Below are 17,171 nucleotides of genomic sequence, written 5' to 3'. Positions count from 1 at the left end.
GTTGTCGCAGACCGGCTTCGCCGAGCATGCCTCGGAAATACTGATGGTTGCAAAACCAGGCACTTCCCTATGCGTGTGGGGCAAATGCTTTTGCTCCATTTTGAACGGCTTAGTCGGCGCGGTCGACGTGTGCAGCCGTCGTCGGCCTTGCAAACAACGCGAGATTTCCATCGCAAATTGTAACTGGGCCACCACCTTAAACGAATTGTTTCCTATCGGCTGCAAGAATTAGATGCATGCGGCCACCGCGCGCGCATTGCGAAGCCGTGAATCGTTGGACCTAACTCATTGTATAATCTGCTTGCGATCATCCTGAAGAAGCGAATGGACCTCAAGTTCAAGACATCAGCCGATTTTCGCGCGCGGATTGTCGAGTTTCCCGGCCTCTGGATGTCAGCACCAGAAATCACCGCCTTGCGGCAAGATCTCCGGGCGGTTGCACGCCGGTCGGTTCCGGATGGAAGCCTGGATTACGGTGTCTTCTCGGACAGCGAGGATGTGCTTAATCGAACGATCGTCACGCTCGTCTACCGGATATCCGACGGACAGCCGATCGCGTTCAATGCGTTACCGGTGATAGGCCTCTCCCTATCGGGCAAGCCCGCCGACGTTCTCCACCTGGGACTTGTAATGGTCGATCCCGCGGTGCGCAGTCAGGGTCTGTCCTGGGTCCTCTACGGCCTTACCTGTTTCCTTCTCTTCCTGCGCAACCAGCTCCGCCCGCTGTGGATTTCCAACGTCACGCAGGTTCCGGCCGTCGCCGGCATGGTGGCCGAGACCTTCAGCAACGTTTTTCCGGCACCGACGCGTGGCGCACGACGCTCCTTGCGCCAGCATTTGATCGCAACCGAAATCATGGCGTCGCACCGTCATGTGTTCGGTGTCGGACCTGAGGCCGGCTTCGATGCAGACCGCTTCGTCATCACCAATGCCTATACCGGCGGTTCGGACAACCTGAAGAAGACGTTCGAGGTAGCGCCGAAACTCCGCAAGGAGGAGTACAACGATTTCTGCGCCGCCCAGCTCGACTATGAACGCGGCGACGACCTCATTCAGATCGGTCAACTCGATCTGAATGCCGCGCAGCGCTATCTCCTCGAAAGCGTGCCGCGCAACGCCCTTGGGAGGCTCGCGGTCGCGAGCTTCGTCATCCTCATGCAACGACTGATCCTACCGGTGCTGCATTGGGCCGACGGCAGGCGGCAATGGGGCATATTGAGGCCCTCCATCCGATGAGCGAAATGTCCTTCTACGAGACCTTCACGACGCGCAACATCGGCTTCGTCAGCGAAGCGGAACAGGAGCGCCTTTCAAAAGCGACGGTTTTCGTCTGCGGAACCGGCGGGATGGGCGGCGCCTGTATCCAGGCGCTCGTCCGCGCTGGCATCGGCCGCCTCGTGCTGGCCGACATCGATCGTTTCGAAACGTCCAACCTCAATCGCCAGGTCTTCTGCTTTGCCGATACAATAGGGCAAATGAAGGCAGAGGCGACCCGCGACCTGTGCCTCAAGATCAACCCTGGTCTGGCGGTAACCGTCTTCGGCCCGGAGTGGACGGACCACGTGGAGGATCTGGTCGCCGATGCGGACGTGCTGGTCAACGGGACGGACGATCTCGGCGCAAGTCTGCTTCTTTACCGGACGGCGCGAAAGCAAGGCACGACAATGATCGATGCCTATGCCTCCCCCCTACCCTCCGTCTACGTCACCCGTCCGAAGGACCCGATGCCGGAAGAGCGGCTGCGCTACCCGACGATGCAAACCGCCTGGCACGCCTTGACGACCGCCCAGCGGGCCGCTGCCTTCCAATGCGAGGCGGAATACGTGATGGTCCATTCGTCGTCCCGGCACTACATCGATCTGTCGCTCGCCGGCGAGGTGGTCGCCGGCAAGCGCAGCCGCATGTCCTTCGCTCCAATGGTGATCACCACGGGTATGCTGATGGCCTATGAAGGGATCCATGCGATCCTCGGCACGCCGCACGGCGCCGACCACCGCGGATGGTTTTTCAATCCGCATGCGGGTCGCGTCGAGCATCCACGCAATCCACTCGTTGCGGCGGTATTGCGCCCGATCGTGCGCCGCTATCTCTCGCAGATGACCGCTGCGGCGTCATAGCGGGCACACGGATCATGGCCCCTTCCCTCATCGCTGACAGTTTTGTCTCGCTCGCCGCCCTCGGCGGCTTGCTGATCCTGATCGGCGCCATTCGCGACTTCGACGCAGCAAGTCCGCTCACCCGCCGCTTCCTTTTCGGACTGCACGTGCTTTCCCTGTTGATGGTGAGCCGTGTCCTTTCCTGGTGGACGGGGCTTTTCATCTTCGAAGCTGCAACGGTAATGGCCGCCGGTCTGGTACCGCTGGCAACGGTCATCCTTGCCGAGGGCCTCCTCCGGCGCCATGCGCCGAAGGTAACGAAATGGATTGTCGCAGGCGGAGCCGCCACCTTCATTGTTCTTGCTCTGGTACCAGCCATCTTCGCCGAGCCCTGGCGCTCGGTCATGTTGTTTGCCTATCAGTTCGTAAGTTTCGCGCTCGCCGCGCACATGGCGGTTACGCGCGATCGGGCGAGCCTGTCGAAGGCTGAGAACCAAGCCGTCGACCGGGTGGCGCTGTCGCTGCTTCTGATCCTGCCGCTCTTCGTGACGGATTTCCGGTCGCCTTACATCGACATGCCGGTGCGGCTGGGTGGAGTCGCCGTCCTCTTCCTGTGCTGGCTGTTGATCAGCCTGGGTCAGCGTACCGTCAGCCATAGGGACACGCTCGCCTCCTTTGTCATCCTGCTCTCCGTCGCGCTTGTCGGGGCAGTCGCAATCGGCATCGAGAATGGGCTTGGCACTGCCGCCCTGGTGCGGACCGCAACCGTTGTCGTCTGCGCTTCGCTGCTCGGGGTCATTTGGAAGGACGGCATCACTCTGAGGGCCGAACAGCGTCGACAGAGCCTCATCCGCCATCTGGCTGAGGACCGGATCGATGACCCACTGGGCTTCCTGCGGGAGCTGCAGAACCACCCACTCGTTGAAGGCGCACTGCAGCTCGGGGAGCCGGAACTCGTCGATTTTGACCTACCTGCCCTCAAGGCACTCTTCATCGATCAACCGCTCCTGCGAACCGCACAGATCCAAGGCTTGACGGAAACCGATTCCGAACAGCTTGCCTGGCTGCTGGAGAAATACGAGGCAACGCATGTGATGCTCGTATCGCTTCACCCCTTCCGGTTGGTCGCCCTTAACATGCCCTCCGTCTCAGCAACGCCGGGTGCGGAGACGGAACTGAAGGTCGTCCAGCGCATGGCCCTTCTCATTTCGCAGAGGAGCGCAGGTCATGATTGAGATTCGCGAAGGCGACTTGGAAGCCTTCTTCTCGGCTCCCTTCGAGATCTACGGCGAGAGGGCGCCCTATGTCTCGCCGATGTTTGGCGACCTGAAACGGTTCCTGTCTGCCGGACAGAACCCGCTTTTCGACACGGCCGCAGACTTCGCCTTCTTCACCGCCCATGAAGGTGCGACGGTGCGTGGGCGGATCACGGCGCACGTCCATCGCGCCTCGAATGCCAGGTTCGGCCTGGCGCAGGGCTATTTCGGCTATTTCGATTGCACCGATGACGACCGCGTTGCAGCCGCCCTGCTCGAACAGGCGGAGGATTGGGCAAGAGCGCGGGGATTCACGGAACTGCTCGGCAATTTCAACCTGACCGCCATGCAGCAGGTCGGCATCATGACCGGCGGTTTCGAGAACGCACCCTATACCGACCAGATATGGGGCCCACCCTATCTCCCGCAACTCCTGGAGGCGCGAGGCTATTCGGCGACCTTCCCGATGACCACTTTCGAGATCGATGTCGGGACAGCGACAACAGGCGGGCTGCTGGCAAAGGGGCAGATGCAAGCCCTCCACGATGACGGATTTCGCTTCTCACCGATCCGTCGCGCCACGCTCGGCCAACGCCTGGAAGATTCGCGATTGATCCTCAATGAAAGCTTCTCGGACAATCCGATGTTCGTGCCCGTCACCCGCGCGGAGTACGAGTTTCAGGCCAAGGAGATGAAGTGGATCATGGACCCGCGCATTTCGGCTGTGGTCGAGAAAGATGGCGCGCCGGTCGGCTCGGTGATTGCCATCCCTGATGTCAACCCGATGCTGAAAGCGATGGGGTCGCGGCTGGGATTGAGTGCCCCCTGGCATCTCCTAAAGCACCGCCTGCAACGCCGGCGGGCCGTCGTCATCTTCCAGGGGGTGAAGCCGGAGCATCAGGGGCGCGGCCTCAATCCGCTCATGCTCGCCCACGTGCTCGGTCAAATGCGACAGGCCGGATATGAAACCGCCGGCGGCACGTGGATCGCCGACGCGAACGCGGCGAGCCTGCGGCAGGCCGAAAGAGCCGGCGCCCGCCCTTTGCACCGGCTGCACCTCTTCGGGAAAACCCTATGAAACGGATCGACGCTGCAGCCCTGGCCGATCTCGCCGCCTTAGCGAACCGCGCGCCATCCGTCCACAACACCCAGCCGGCCCGCTGGGCGTTGGACGATGAGGGGCGCATCCTGCTGGTCGCGGACCTGTCACGGCAACTGCTGATCGGCGATCCAAGCGGGCGCGACCTCGGTCTTTCCTGTGGCGCGTCGCTCGAAGGCATGGTGATGGCGCTTGCCGCACGAGGAACCGGCGCCGTGGTCGAGGACCTCTGGAACGACGATATCCGTTCGTGGCGGCACGGTTACCGGCTGGTGGCACGCCTCACCCCTGAGGGGGGCACGACTGCACCGGAACTCGGCGACTGGGTTGAAAAGCGCTTTACCTGGCGTGGACCTTTTGGGCCAGCGCCACCAGAGGCGATCGCTGCCGTCGAACGCTGGGCGGCAGATGCCGACGACGTCACCCGCGTCCATCGGCAAGACGACCTTTCCTTCCTTGCCACGCTCAACGATCAGGCAAGCCTCTCGATCATGCGGGATCCTGCCTTCCGCGACGAACTGGTCGCATGGATGCGCCTGTCGCCCTCGCATCCCGCTTACCGCTTCGACGGTCTCAATCTGGAGGCACTGCGCATGGGGCGGTTTGAGGGTGCCGTGGCCGGGCGCGTGCTTGGCTCACCACTTTTCGACCTCGCGGACAGGGTCGGGCTCGGCAAGGCTCTTGTGGCAGAAGCTGCAAAAACAATGACGGCGACGGCTTGTCTTTTCTTTCACCGGCCGGCTGAAGAGACACCGGTTGCGTCCGGGCGGGCCTTCTACCGTTTCTGGCTGGGCTTCACCCGCTTTGGCTTCGCAGCTTGGCCAATGGCGGCACTCGCCGATACCCCCTGGACCGCCGACATGCTGACGCAACGCTTCACGCTGCCTGTAGGTCACCGCCTTATCAATGTGCTGCGCGTCGGCCCTGCACCTTCCATCCTTCCCAAATTCCGCTTGCCGCCGCCTGTGCTTGTCGTAAACGCGAAGCCGGACTGAGCCGGCTCCGCCCGTTTCGCCTCAAGCCGCCTCTTGAGCTTTAGCCTGCTCGGCCAGCAGCCGATGAGCGCTGACGAAGTCGACCTTGCCGGAACCGAGCACAGGCACGGGCCCCACCTTCACCTCGGAGGGAACCATCATGTCCATGGCGCCCTTGCTCTTTGCAAAGCTCATGAAGGTGCTGCGCGTCGCGTCCGGCGCATCGGTCAGCATGACCAGTCGCTCGCCCTTCTTGGTGTCGGGAAGCGAGACGACGACCGTCAGGTTGCTGGGCCAGAGCTCGCCTGCCAGTGCCTCGACCGCCGCAAGCGAAACCATCTCGCCGCCGATCTTGGCAAAACGCTTGGCGCGTCCGCGAATGAAGATGAAGCCGTCTTCGTCGACCGTGACGATATCGCCGGTGTCGTGCCAGCCATCCGGCGTCGGCTCGAGTACGCCTGGGTTCTCCGCCCTCAGATAGCCGGCCATGACGTTCGCGCCACGAACGAACAGTCGCCCGCCGTCGATGACACCCGGCACGGGCTCCAGCCGGTACTCCATGCCGGGCATGATCTTGCCGACACTGCCCGCTTTGTTGAACATCGGCGTGTTGAGCGAGATGACCGGTGCGGCCTCGGTCACGCCATAGCCTTCGAGGATGCGCACGCCGAACTTCTCCATATAGAGAGCGCGTGTGGCAGCCTTGACCGGCTCGGCGCCGGCAAAGCAGTAGCGGATGGAACGGAAGTCGTAAGGATGAGCCGTGCGCGCATAGCCGTTCAGGAACGTGTCGGTACCAAAGATGATCGTGGCATTGGATGCGTAGATCAGCTCCGGAACGATGCGGTAATGCAGCGGCGAAGGATAGAAATAGACGGGCACCCCGGAAACGAGCGGCAGGATGGTGCCAGCCGTCAGGCCGAACGAATGGAACACCGGCAGGATGTTGAACACCTTGTCACCGGAATGGAAATCGATGCGTGAGGCAGCCTGGGCGGCATTGGAAAGGATGTTGCGGTGCGTCAGCACCACGCCTTTCGGCGTGCCTTCCGAGCCGGAGGTAAAAAGGATTACGGCTGGGTCGTCCGCGTTGCGTCGCGCCAGCGGCTTTCCTTTACGCAGGAGGCCCAGGAGCTTGTCGGCAAGCCCAATCGTCTGGCGCAGGTCATCAAGCCAGACGATCTCCACCGTCCTGGACAGTTCTTCGACCACCGGACCGAGCTTGGCCTGGGCCACGAAAGCGCGCGAGGTCAGGACGTGGCGCACCTTTGCCGCTTTGCAGGCTGCAAGGATGTTGGCCGCCCCGGCCGTGAAGTTCAACATGGCCGGTACCTTGCCCGCAGACATCACGCCGAGGATCGTTGCCACTGAGCCGTTGGCGTTGGGCAGCAGCACGCCGAGCGTCCTGGTCTCGGGGAACAGCGCCTGGAATTTCGCTCCGAGCACCGCCGTTCCGGTCAAGAGCTTGCCGTAGGAAAGCGAGCCCGTCAGAGGGTCCTGCACGGCAAGCCGGCGGAAGCCACGCTCGTGGGCCGTTTGGATCACTTTCGCAAGCACGGTCACATCTGTATCCGTCGTGCGGAACATCAGCATCGACATGATCTGGTAGAGCTCGGCTCCCGCAGCGATACGGCGCTTGCGGCCCTTCAGTCCCTCAGGCACGGAGAGGCGGACGGGTTCCAGGATGGTAACCTTCACCTTCGGGAACAGGCGACGGCGGACATGAAGGGAAGAAAGGCGCGAGAAGTAGCTTTTCTCCAACCCGTCGATCCGGACCGGAACGACCATCGAGCCGGTCTTGTCGGCGACCATGGCTGCACCGTCATAGACCTTCATCAGCGCGCCGGTGACCGTGATGCGGCCTTCCGGGAAGATGACGAGCGGATCACCGCCATTGACGGTCTTGATGAGGGTGCGCGTTGCCATCGGCTTCGAGGGATCAAGCGGCAGGAAGTTGCACATCTTCAGGAAGGGCTTCACCCACCAGGCCTTGGCAATGGCGTAGTCGACCGCGAAGGTCGGCTCCTCGTCGGTGAGTGCCAGCGCCAGTGCACCGTCGAGGAACGAGACATGGTTGAGCGCAATGATGGGCGCACGGCCCGCCTTCTTCAGATTGTCGAGGCCCTCGACCTCCAGGCGCAGGAAAGCGCGGAAAAGGATGGAGACGAAATCGCGGAAGGCATTGGTCGGCAGGGTCCGCAACATGACCCAAGCGGCGACGATATTCACCACGGCGAGGCCGAGGAAAAGCGTCGATATGGACGTGCCCGCCGCCTGCAACCCGGCGACGAGACCGCCGCCGATCGTCATGAAGCCGGCCGAGAGTACATTGGCGGCGGCGATCACACGCGAGCGCTGGTCTTCCTGAGCCCAGGCCTGCAGGGCGGCAAATGTCGGGACGACGAGGAACGCGCCGGCGATGGCCATGCCGGCGAGGTCGACAGCGATGCGAATGGTGTAGGGACCAGTGAAGAAGGCCGAGAGTGTTTCGGCTGTGCCGATTGCCTCGACATGGGCGACACTCCAGGCAAGATCAAAGCCGAACAATGCCATGATCAGCGTGCCTACGGGCGCCGGCAGGAGCACGATACGGCCGGCCGACATCCAGGCGGCAATCGCCGATCCAATGCCGACGGCAACCGCAAAGACGGCGAGATAGGCGGTAATCGCGGTTTCGCCGCCGCCCAGATGGTCCTTCACCAACGGCGGCAGCAGCGACAATACGATGGCGCCGGCCAGCCAGAACCAGGAGGCCATCAGGGCCGAACGCCAAAGGCGGGTATCACCGCGAAGCGCGTTGACGAGGCGGCCGGTCGATTTGAAGATGTTGCGCTCGACGACAAGCTGCGGTGCCTTTGCGCCGACGCGGGGAATGAAGCGGCTCGACATCCAACATGCAAGCGCGAGCCCGAGCATCATCGGCCCGAAGAGCCACGGATTGACGCCTTCCGCGGCGGCGAGCCCCGCCACGATCGTCCCGGCGAGGATGGCGATGAAGGTCGCGCCCTCGATCCAGGCATTGGCGCGCGGAAGCTCCTTGCGCTCCAGATGATCAGGCAGAATGCCGTATTTGACCGGCCCGAAGAGCGCCGAGATGACGCCGAAGAGAAAGAGTGCCACCATCAACACGGTGACTGAGGATAGCGCGATGCCGACGACGGCGACGGCCGCGGCCGCGAGCTCCACCCTTTTCAGCCGTTCAGCCATGATGGCCTTGTCGAACTTGTCTGCAAGCTCGCCGCCAAGGGCGGAAAAGAGCAGGAACGGCGCCATGAAGACGGCGCCGGCAAGCGTGACGAGTGACGCCGCCTCGTTTGCCGCCATCTGGGCGAGGATGAGGAAGACGAGCGTGTTCTTCAGGAAGTTGTCGTTGAAGGCCGACAGGAATTGGGTCCAGAAGAGCGGCGCAAAGCGCCGAGATGTCATGAGATTGTCTTTCACGGAACGTCCCCCTTTTTTTGAGCGTTCTAGATGAAGATCCTTGCTTGTTCGTTCACAGGTTGTGCCTTGCGAAGCCAAGGCTAATGAGCGGTTAAACGTCGTCGCTCTTGATACCCAGCAGCAGCTTCTCGGTCTTGGCGTCGTCGATCCTGCGGATGAGCTTTTCGGCTTCCTGGTTGTCGCGCAGGGTCTTGGTGATGTTCACCGTCGTCTGCACCAACATCAGGATACCCATGGCCAGGTAACCCTTCCCCCAGAGGTCGAGCGGCATCATGTAGATGCCGAGCGCCAGCATGAAGGCAGCGAGACCGAAGCTTGCATAGGAAAAGCTGGTCCAGGCGGGCGAGTGTTTCATCAAGCTGTCGTTCATCTTCGTTGTCCTTTGAGTTGTCGGGTTTCAATTGCCAGAGGTTGCTTTGCTGCGCAGGCGCTCGAGCACCTCGTCGGCACTCGTGACGAGAGGTCGACCGCAACCGGCTGCCGCCAGTTTCTCTGCAAGCGCGGCCGGGTCTTGGTCATCTTGAAGTTCTGTCAGCGCCGCGGCCGTCAGTTCAGCCTCGCGCTGGCGGTTTTCGAGCCGTGCGAGCGTCGCCTCGGCATCGGCGAGCGTTGCAAGTTCACGGCCCGGCACTTCGCTGGTAAGGCGCTGGGTGCGATCACGCGCCATGGCAAGACGCTCGCCGCGGCGGAGCGCTGCGAGGCGCATTTCGCTCTGTCGAACGGTCTGTCTTAGCCTGTCTATTCCACCGGAGAATTCCGCCTGGACCCGGTGAGCGTTCTGCAACTCCGTCTCCAGACGGGCGATCGTAGCGGCGGCCTCGGCGGCCAGATCCTCACGGTCCCTTTTGAGTGCAGCAATCGCCCGCGTTTCGAGATCGGCGATGCGGGCGGATAACCGCTCGGCGTTTTCCTTCTCCAGCCGGTTCTGCGCGATGGCGACTGCAACCGCCTTGCGAGCGGCCTCGACACCCCGCGCGGCGTCCCGGATCTGCTGGCCTAGTATGGGAAGAGCATGCCGATTGCCGAAGGTCTCCTGCGCCTCATATGCGCCACCCCGAATGAGTGTCAGGATTTGTTTGAACATTTCTCCACCTCCCTGTATGAACAGTGTTCAATTTTCTTATTACACAAAAATGAACGACGTTCAACGTAAAAATGAACATCGTTCAAAATCGAGGTTGAAATGGGCGATAAGCGGCCGACGAAGAAAGAAGAATTGAAGGTGAGGCTGATCGCAGCCGGCACGGAGCTCATCCGCGAGCAAGGGCTCAAAGGCCTGCGCGCCCGAGATATAGCCGAGCGCGCAGGCGCGGCACTCGGCGGACTCTACACGGTTTTCGACGATCTCGACGGACTCATCCTTCACGTCAATTCCGGCACGCTCAAGCGGCTGGAAACAGCCCTGAACGCCGCATCTTCATCATCGGCCGGATTAGAGGATACCTTCCTCAATCTGTCGCTTTCCTACCTGCATTTTGCGCTTGCAGAGCGGAACCTGTGGTCTGCACTTTTCGAGCATCGGATGCCCGAGGGTGTCCCTGTTCCCGACTGGCATCTTGCTGAACACGCCTTCCTGATCGGCCTGATCGCTGCACCGCTTGCACCGCACCTGCCGGCTGCCTCCGCCGAGGACGTGGCAATCCGCGCCCGCACGTTCTTTTCGGCCGTGCACGGCGTGATCTCGGTTAGCCTGGAAGGTCGCTTCGTGGGCATAACGCCCGAATTGCTGGAACGAGAAGTTAAGGTGCTTGCCCTCCTTCTCGCGCACAACGCCAGCTGAGACCGGATCCCGCAGGATGCTCTTCCCAGCAAGACTAAATCAGCTTGGTCGCGGCACGCTACGTCAAGAAGGATCACTTTTCAGGGGGCAGAAAACCCTTCCAGGCGCGCGCCTTCAAAACGCCCGATCATAGCGAGGATCGATCCTGCATCTGGCATCAGGCAAGCGGCTGTTGCCAGTGCGTCGGCTATGGCGGCAGAAGGGGCCGAGACTGAAATCGCGCGCCAGTTTGCTGGCGCCGGCATCCCGGTCGCAGGATCGAGGATATGACCGTCTCTTCCGGCCTGATCGAAGGTTGTGCCCAGGGGAGCGGAGGTGGCGAGCGCACGCTGGCGCAACGCCAGACGCCCGCCCGTTTCCAACCGCACCGGCCATTCGCCGCCCTCCGGCCGTCCGCCGAGAGCACGGAGCTCGCCGGTGTCGATCAGGATGTCGGTCAGGCCCTCAGCATCCAGAAGCACGGCGACCCGGTCAGCGACATAACCTTGACCGATCCCGTTCAGCGTCAGCGCCATGCCTGGGTACAAAGTGATCGCTGCTGCTTCAAGCTTCACCTTGCCCCAGCCAGTATTGGCCCGCGCTCGTTCGACAGCCTTCGCATCGGGCCGCCCGCCGCTTGCGGCGGATTCGGCCCAGAGTGTCCAGAGCGGCTGTACGGTCGGATCGAACCGCCCGCCGCTCGCCCGATGCACGGCACTGGCCAGTGACAGACATTCCAGCAGCTCGAAGGGCGGAGCATCAAGATGACCATCGCGGTTTAGCCGCGAAAGTGCGCTGTGCGGGCGGTAGAGACTGAGAGTGTTTTCCAGGCGGTCGATCTCGGCCATGACGCGGGTGACGATGGCCTCGGCATCAGGATGGTCAAGCCGGATCGAGGCGCGCGCGCCAAGAGCCTGGCCGGTCCAAAAACGGGACCTCGTATTGGCGTAGGCGGCGGCGGGCACAGCCGCCAGAACTGCGGAAATGGCGATCAGGCGGCGTCGGGTCAGCATCATGGGGTCAACCTCCGGCTGGATGGGGCAGAGTGCGCAGACGGCCGAGATAATCATCGTCGTCAGTTCCATGGTCCGCGCCGGCTTCCACCGGGGTCAAAACCATGGCATCAGTAATATCGGCGAGCGCCAGCACATGGCCGCCCTCCGCGAGGGCGAAGGCCGCAGCCCCCTCCCGGCTGGAAAACGGCACGGCTTCGGGCGCGCCCATGCCACCCCGCCGGGCGGAGCCAACGACATAAAAAGCCTTGTCGGCGGCAATCCAGTTGCCGTCACCGGGCTGGTCCCATGTCGCCCCTGCAGTACCCATGTCATTGACATAGATGGCGAGGATCGGCGCGACCTGCTCGGGCCCGCGAGCGTAGGCGATGGCGTCGCGCACCTGGCTGAAGAACAGCGGCGCAGGGCTTCCTTCAAGGAAAATCTGGGCCTTGGGGCCGGGATGCTCCAGAAGGTTCATCTGGCAGTAATGGCCGAGGGTCTCGGGCGTCATGTCCTGCGGCGCGGTGCTTTGGGCGATGTCCTCCTTGCAGGCAGAAAGCAGCGCCAGCGCGGCGGCGAGCAGCACGGGGCGAAGTCGGTTCCTCATGGCGTCACCTTTCGGAAGGCGGCGACGGCAAGTGCGATGGCGGCCAGAGGCCAGATGAGGAGCGAGGCAGCCGATTGCCAGAGCGGGATCGTGCCCGCCGCCCCGCCTATGCCGCCGGCGGCAGCAACGGCTTGCGCCGCCGAGAGATTGAAGACGCGAAAGGCGTCGGCCGGATTGGCGAGCAGGGCCATTGGCAACGCCTGCGTGGTGAAGGCTCCGCCTCCGTCCGTGACGATCAGTGCCAAGAGGGCGAGATCATAGAGCACTACCGCCAACAGCCAGAGGGCTATGGCCAACCCCGCGGCCCCGGACGGCCGCCGCGCCAGTGCGGAGAGCGCATAGCCCGCACCGAGAAAGGTCGCGCCGAGCAGGACCGAGGACCAGATCAGCCGCCACAGCGATCCGAGCCCCCCGATCGCACCGGGATCGGACCAGACGGCCACCACCGCTGCCGCACCATATCCGAGCGTCGCTGCAAGACCGAGGATCGCCAGATGCGCCAGCAGTTTACCCAGTAGAACCTGCAGGCGCGAGACGGGATAAGTGAGCAGAAGCGGCAACGTGCCGCGCTCCACCTCGCCCGCCACCGCGTCGAAACTCATCAACAATGCGAGCAACGGCACCAGATAGACCGCAAGCGACGTCAACGAAGCAACGGTCACCGAGAGCCGGTCCACGCCGACATCGCCCGTCGGGGCGGAGCCGGCGGCGGCCAGAACCAGTGCGAAAAGCACCATCATGCCGGTGGCGATAGAGACCCAACGATTGCGGCAAGCGATGCGGAATTCGCACACAGCGGTGGCGAGGATGCGGCTCATTGCCCGTCCCTCCGGCTGAAATGGCTGTAAATGTCTTCGAGACTCGGCGGGATCACGTCGAGATCGACAACGGCGTTCCCGAGCGCTGCGATGCGAGCAAGGAGCGGCAGTTTTTCCGGCTGCGAGCAGTAAAGGCGCAAGAGACCATCCTCGCCCTGCGCGCCTTCGGGAAAGGCCGCCGCCAGCGCCGCCGAATGGCCGGGCGCGGCGCGAACGGAAAAAGCGACCGGAAGCGCGGCGCGGGCCCGTAGATCGGGAAGCGTGCCTTCCGCCACCAGCTCCCCGCCGGAGAGAATGAGGATGCGGTCGGTGCGGGCCTCCACCTCGGTCAGCACATGGGAGGAGAGCAGGATGGCGGTTCCCTCAGCAGCAAGCCCGTCGAGCAGGTCGTAGAAGTCCCGTCGCGACACCGGGTCGAGACCCGAGGTCGGCTCGTCCAGCACCAGGAGGCGGGGACGGCCGATCAGGGTCTGGGCTAGACCCACGCGCTGGCGCATGCCCTTGGAATAGGTGCCGATCCGCCGCCGCGCGGCATGGGTCAGGCCGACGCGGGAAAGAAGCTCCATCGCCTGGCGCGGATTTTCGCCGCGCAGCGCGAGATAGTGGCGAAGCTGCTCCTCCCCGGTCAGGGCCGGGTGGAAGGCGGCGTTTTCCGGTAGATAGGCCACCTGCGCCCGCGCGGCAGGCGAGCCCGGGGCCACACCGCAAACCGCAACCTCGCCGCTGTCGTGGGGGATGAGGCCGAGCACGATCTTCATCATCGTCGACTTGCCCGCGCCGTTATGCCCGAGCAGCGCTGCGCGCCTTCCCGGCTCCAGCGTCAGGGAGACGGACTTCAGCGCTTCCACCGATTGGAAGTGCTTAGTGAGCCGAGAGATTGTCAGGGTCGGTGTCATCATAATTTCCTTCAGTCCAGCGCCCGGCGGCCTCTGCCTCATAGGCAAGGATTTCGAGCGGGACAGGGATGGTCAGGGGCCGCATAAGCGGTGCGCTGTCGCGCACGCCGCCGGGCAGAGTGGCGGGAAAGTCCCGCTGGCTCCAGCGTACGAGTTGAACGGCGGGCGAGCCGATGAGCAGGCTTGCCGCCGGCTGCGACCAGAGGATTTGGTCCATCAGGTCGTTGGGGCGGTAGAAACTGTCGGCGATGCCGTCGCCGTTGAGGTCGAAGGCCGGATGGTCGGACCAGAAATTGCCCCGACCCTCATGGCTCCATTCCATGTTGCGGGTGCCGACATATTTCACCTGCTCGCGATTGGCCATGAAGGCATTGTCGGTCAGGACGTTCTTCTCCGAGCCGGCGGTGAAATGAATGCCGATGCCGCAGCCCTCGAACCGGTTGTCCCAGATAAGGTTCTTGTGAGCGTTGTAGATGAAGAGGCATTTCTTCGTGCCTCCGCGCACAAGATTACCGGTGACGTCGGCATTGTTGGCATAATTCAGCATCAGCCCGTGCTCGCGGTCGCCGAGACTGAGATTGTTCAGGATCTTCGCCCGGTTGGAGAACATGATGGCGAAGCCGAGATGGTTGCCGATCGAGATGTTGCCGGAGACCTCGGTGTTGCGGGTGTACATGAAGTGCACGGCAAAGCGCAGGTCGCGCATGATGTTGCCGCGATAGACACTGTCGGCGCTTGCGTTGGAAAAGATACCGTCGCGGCCGTAGCGGATGACATTGCCCTCCAGCAGCGTGCCGGGGCTGTTCCAGACATAGATGCCATTGCCGCGCTCGTTCATGCGGGGACTGCGGGTGCCGACGATCTCGTTCGCCGTGACAGTGGCGTTGCGACCGCCGTGCACGTCTATGCCGTGCATATTGTCGATAACGAGCAGTTTTTCGATGCGGGCACGGTCGGCGCCTTGAAGAATTTTCACCCCGGCATCGAGATCCTGATTCACACGGCCCGAACCGGTGACGGTGAAGCCCGTGAAGGTCACATCCGGCACGGTGATCGTCATCACGCTGCCCTCCCCGAGCCCATCCACCACCGCCCCGCGCGGGCCAGTGATGGCGAGTGGCCGGTCGATGGTGACGGAGCCGGCATAGGCCCCGTCGGTCAGTGTCAGCACATCGCCGGGCGCTGCCTCGGCGATGGCCGCTGCGAGGCTGCCCGTACCCGGCGCGACCGCGCGCTCCGCCGCCGCGAGCGGCGAGGCGAGAAGAAAGCCGATAAGGAACACGGGCAGGCGCATCGATCAGGCGCCCTTCGGTTCCACGAACATGCGGCCGCGCATTTCCATGTGCAGGGCATGGCAGAACCACTGGCAATAGTACCAATAGACGCCAGGATTGGCCGCCACGAAAGTCACCGAGCTCGTCTGCTGCGGCCCGACCTCCATCGCCACGCCGTGATTGCCCATCGTGAAGCCATGGGTGAGGTCGTCGATCTCGTCGAGATTGGTGACGATGACCGTGACCTCGTCGCCCTCCTTCACCGTAAAGCTTTCCTGGCTGAAGCTGGGCGCGACCGACGTCATGTAGACGCGAACCTTATTGCCGTCGCGGATGACGGCATCGGTCCATTCGTCGATGTTGACCTCATCAGCCTCGGCCTGTTTGCGTGTTTCGGCCCATAGCGGGTCCTTCCTATCCCAGACCGAGCGGATGTTCGGCAGGATCGAGGGGGCGACGGCGATCGCATCATGCGGTTCGGCGAAGTTCGGGCCGTCGTGCACCAGCACCATCTTGTCACCGGAAATGTCGATCAACTGATCGTTTTCCGGCTTCAGCGGACCGACATTCAGGAAGCGGTCCTTGGAGAACTTGCAAAGGCACACCAGCCAGTCATTGGAGGCGTCCAGCGTCTCGCCCATCACCGTCTTCAGGTGGCCGGGCTGGTACTGAACGTCGAGTTTGTCCTTGATCGGGTTGATCTTTTCGCCGGCATAGGCGCGGATGGCCTCCTCGATGTTCCACTTCACCACCTGGCTGTCGAGGAAGAGCGAGGTATAGGCGTTGCCGCGCCCGTCAAAAGCGGTGTGCAACGGGCCGAGGCCAAGTTCCGGTTCCGCCACCACGGCGCTGCGCGGCTCGGCATTCTCGTAGAACAGGGCATCGAACTTCGTCACATCCAGCACGGTGACGGTAGGCGAGAGCTTGCCGGCAACGCACAGATGCTTCTTGTCCGGCGCCATGTTGCAGCCGTGCGGATTGTTGGCGATCGGGATGTAGCGGGTGAAAAGGGATTTGGCCTCCTTGCGCCCGTCCACCACCTTGACGCCATTGATCTCCTCATACTGACCGGCTGCGATGGCCTTCTCGATCTCGGCAATATTGAAGACGACGACGTGGTCCATCTCGGACTTGGTCATCTCCTCCAGCGTCATGCCCATTTCCGAGTTGTAGCTGGTCGAGAACGCCCACTTGCCTTCGTAGTCGGCATCGCAATTGTCGAGATTGCCCGAAACCTTCACCTGCCAGGCCACGTCCCATTTGTCAGCGTCGACGGCGGTGAAGACGTTCACATAGGTCGACACGTCCTTCATGGTCGAACCGTCATTGACGAGCGGCGCCTCGTCCTCGCCGTTGCAGAACACATAGTTCGAACGCGGCCATTTCTGCGGACGCATGCCATGGATGCCCTTGGCGTTGGGAATTTCCAGGATGGCGTCGGTCTTCATCACGTCGCAGCGCACGCGCGCCACGCGCGTATTGGCCTTATCGTTCATGAAGAGGTAGCGGCCGTCGTATTTGCCGTCGGTGAAAGACATATGGACGTGGTGCAGGTCGCCGTTATCGTGAATCTTCTTGCCGTTGGCGGCAAGCTGCTTCTTCGTCTTCTCCGTCATCGTGCGCTGATGGATGTGGATCGATTCATTGGTCTGGCCCCAGCCGGTGGCCGAGCAACGGTTGAACACCGGTACCCGCATCAGTTCACGCATCGAGGGGATGCCGAGAATGCGCATCTCGCCGGTCTGGCCAGAGGACCAGAAGCCATAGTAGTCGTCCAGCTTGCCGGGTGCGACCGAGCCGTCGGCCCCGGCGGCGGCACGGGCCGGGGTCGCCAGCCCGGCAGTGCCGAGGCCCAGTGCAGCCGGCCCCATCGTGCCGGCCAGAATGGCGCTGCCTGCCGTGGCGCTGAAGAGCGCTCGGCGGCTTAGTCCCTTGTTTTCCTTTGATTCCATGATC

Annotated in this window: 15 protein-coding genes; 6 read left to right on the top strand and 9 right to left on the bottom strand. The window is 62.8% G+C overall.

Annotation, left to right across the window (positions count from 1 at the left end; all coding sequences use genetic code 11):
• Positions 1–288 precede the first annotated feature (288 nt).
• The 5 genes from AC244_RS17095 to AC244_RS17075 are packed head-to-tail and all read left to right on the top strand — an operon-like array spanning position 289 to position 5,446.
• Positions 289–1,236, top strand: a complete 948-nt coding sequence (locus AC244_RS17095; RefSeq protein WP_234716955.1) for a hypothetical protein — start codon at positions 289–291, stop codon at positions 1,234–1,236.
• Positions 1,233–2,117, top strand: coding sequence for a HesA/MoeB/ThiF family protein (locus AC244_RS17090; RefSeq protein WP_053250025.1), 885 nt, complete (start codon positions 1,233–1,235; stop codon positions 2,115–2,117). Before AC244_RS17095 ends, AC244_RS17090 begins: the two co-directional genes overlap by 4 nt.
• 14 nt (positions 2,118–2,131) lie before the next feature.
• Entirely contained in the window at positions 2,132–3,331 is a 1,200-nt protein-coding gene (locus AC244_RS17085) for a hypothetical protein (protein WP_053250024.1), read from the top strand.
• Positions 3,324–4,430 (top strand): GNAT family N-acetyltransferase, encoded by a 1,107-nt coding sequence (locus tag AC244_RS17080; protein ID WP_053250023.1) that lies wholly within the window; start codon positions 3,324–3,326, stop codon positions 4,428–4,430. The genes AC244_RS17085 and AC244_RS17080 overlap by 8 nt, the downstream gene beginning before the upstream one ends.
• On the top strand, positions 4,427–5,446 hold the full coding sequence (locus AC244_RS17075) for a hypothetical protein (protein WP_053250022.1): 1,020 nt from the start codon (positions 4,427–4,429) through the stop codon (positions 5,444–5,446). The genes AC244_RS17080 and AC244_RS17075 overlap by 4 nt, the downstream gene beginning before the upstream one ends.
• 21 nt (positions 5,447–5,467) lie before the next feature.
• Here the strand turns inward: AC244_RS17075 and AC244_RS17070 are convergent, their stop codons facing one another.
• The 3 genes from AC244_RS17070 to AC244_RS17060 form a co-directional block, all read right to left on the bottom strand.
• Entirely contained in the window at positions 5,468–8,866 is a 3,399-nt protein-coding gene (locus tag AC244_RS17070; RefSeq protein WP_053250021.1) for an acyl-[ACP]--phospholipid O-acyltransferase, read from the bottom strand.
• A 91-nt stretch (positions 8,867–8,957) separates the two neighbouring features.
• The gene (locus tag AC244_RS17065; RefSeq protein WP_053250020.1) at positions 8,958–9,236 is read right to left on the bottom strand and encodes a YiaA/YiaB family inner membrane protein; all 279 of its coding nucleotides are present in this window, start codon (positions 9,234–9,236) and stop codon (positions 8,958–8,960) included.
• A 27-nt stretch (positions 9,237–9,263) separates the two neighbouring features.
• Positions 9,264–9,950, bottom strand: coding sequence for a PspA/IM30 family protein (locus AC244_RS17060; RefSeq protein ID WP_053250019.1), 687 nt, complete (start codon positions 9,948–9,950; stop codon positions 9,264–9,266).
• Positions 9,951–10,049: 99 nt separating this feature from the next.
• Here AC244_RS17060 and AC244_RS17055 point away from each other — a divergent pair, with 99 nt between their 5' ends.
• The gene (locus AC244_RS17055; protein ID WP_053250018.1) at positions 10,050–10,646 is read left to right on the top strand and encodes a TetR/AcrR family transcriptional regulator; all 597 of its coding nucleotides are present in this window, start codon (positions 10,050–10,052) and stop codon (positions 10,644–10,646) included.
• A gap of 80 nt (positions 10,647–10,726) precedes the next feature.
• On the opposite strand, the gene AC244_RS17050 is transcribed toward AC244_RS17055, so the two are convergent.
• Genes AC244_RS17050 through nosZ form a run of 6 tightly spaced genes read right to left on the bottom strand, consistent with a single transcriptional unit; the run spans position 10,727 to position 17,167 of the window.
• Entirely contained in the window at positions 10,727–11,710 is a 984-nt protein-coding gene (locus AC244_RS17050) for an FAD:protein FMN transferase (RefSeq protein WP_202596086.1), read from the bottom strand.
• Positions 11,646–12,206, bottom strand: a complete 561-nt coding sequence (locus AC244_RS17045) for a nitrous oxide reductase accessory protein NosL (protein WP_202596085.1) — start codon at positions 12,204–12,206, stop codon at positions 11,646–11,648. Before AC244_RS17045 ends, AC244_RS17050 begins: the two co-directional genes overlap by 65 nt.
• 17 nt (positions 12,207–12,223) lie before the next feature.
• Positions 12,224–13,045: an ABC transporter permease gene (locus AC244_RS17040; protein ID WP_053250015.1), complete on the bottom strand. Its 822-nt coding sequence runs from the start codon at positions 13,043–13,045 to the stop codon at positions 12,224–12,226.
• Positions 13,042–13,941 carry an ABC transporter ATP-binding protein gene (locus AC244_RS17035; RefSeq protein ID WP_053250014.1) on the bottom strand — a complete coding sequence of 300 codons (900 nt, stop codon included), beginning with the start codon at positions 13,939–13,941 and terminating at the stop codon, positions 13,042–13,044. The genes AC244_RS17040 and AC244_RS17035 overlap by 4 nt, the downstream gene beginning before the upstream one ends.
• On the bottom strand, positions 13,907–15,235 hold the full coding sequence (locus tag AC244_RS17030; protein ID WP_053250013.1) for a nitrous oxide reductase family maturation protein NosD: 1,329 nt from the start codon (positions 15,233–15,235) through the stop codon (positions 13,907–13,909). Before AC244_RS17030 ends, AC244_RS17035 begins: the two co-directional genes overlap by 35 nt.
• A 3-nt stretch (positions 15,236–15,238) precedes the next feature.
• Positions 15,239–17,167 (bottom strand): TAT-dependent nitrous-oxide reductase, encoded by a 1,929-nt coding sequence (nosZ, locus tag AC244_RS17025; protein ID WP_053250012.1) that lies wholly within the window; start codon positions 17,165–17,167, stop codon positions 15,239–15,241.
• Positions 17,168–17,171 lie beyond the last annotated feature (4 nt).

Source organism: Ensifer adhaerens, from assembly GCF_001270265.1.
In the GTDB taxonomy this organism is placed as follows: Bacteria; Pseudomonadota; Alphaproteobacteria; order Rhizobiales; family Rhizobiaceae; genus Ensifer; species Ensifer adhaerens_B.
The sequence above is the reverse complement of the archived record's forward strand: the minus strand, read 5'-3'. Positions and strand labels throughout refer to the sequence as shown.

Excerpts from the sequence above, each read along its gene's own strand:
- AC244_RS17030 (WP_053250013.1), bottom strand. The coding sequence starts at position 15,235 with ATGCGCCTGCCCGTGTTCCTTATCGGCTTTCTTCTCGCCTCGCCGCTC.
- AC244_RS17040 (WP_053250015.1), bottom strand. The coding sequence starts at position 13,045 with ATGAGCCGCATCCTCGCCACCGCTGTGTGCGAATTCCGCATCGCTTGC.
- AC244_RS17065 (WP_053250020.1), bottom strand. The coding sequence starts at position 9,236 with ATGAACGACAGCTTGATGAAACACTCGCCCGCCTGGACCAGCTTTTCC.
- AC244_RS17085 (WP_053250024.1), top strand. The coding sequence starts at position 2,132 with ATGGCCCCTTCCCTCATCGCTGACAGTTTTGTCTCGCTCGCCGCCCTC.
- AC244_RS17050 (WP_202596086.1), bottom strand. The coding sequence starts at position 11,710 with ATGGAACTGACGACGATGATTATCTCGGCCGTCTGCGCACTCTGCCCC.
- nosZ (WP_053250012.1), bottom strand. The coding sequence starts at position 17,167 with ATGGAATCAAAGGAAAACAAGGGACTAAGCCGCCGAGCGCTCTTCAGC.
- AC244_RS17035 (WP_053250014.1), bottom strand. The coding sequence starts at position 13,941 with ATGACACCGACCCTGACAATCTCTCGGCTCACTAAGCACTTCCAATCG.
- AC244_RS17055 (WP_053250018.1), top strand. The coding sequence starts at position 10,050 with ATGGGCGATAAGCGGCCGACGAAGAAAGAAGAATTGAAGGTGAGGCTG.
- AC244_RS17080 (WP_053250023.1), top strand. The coding sequence starts at position 3,324 with ATGATTGAGATTCGCGAAGGCGACTTGGAAGCCTTCTTCTCGGCTCCC.
- AC244_RS17060 (WP_053250019.1), bottom strand. The coding sequence starts at position 9,950 with ATGTTCAAACAAATCCTGACACTCATTCGGGGTGGCGCATATGAGGCG.
- AC244_RS17090 (WP_053250025.1), top strand. The coding sequence starts at position 1,233 with ATGAGCGAAATGTCCTTCTACGAGACCTTCACGACGCGCAACATCGGC.
- AC244_RS17075 (WP_053250022.1), top strand. The coding sequence starts at position 4,427 with ATGAAACGGATCGACGCTGCAGCCCTGGCCGATCTCGCCGCCTTAGCG.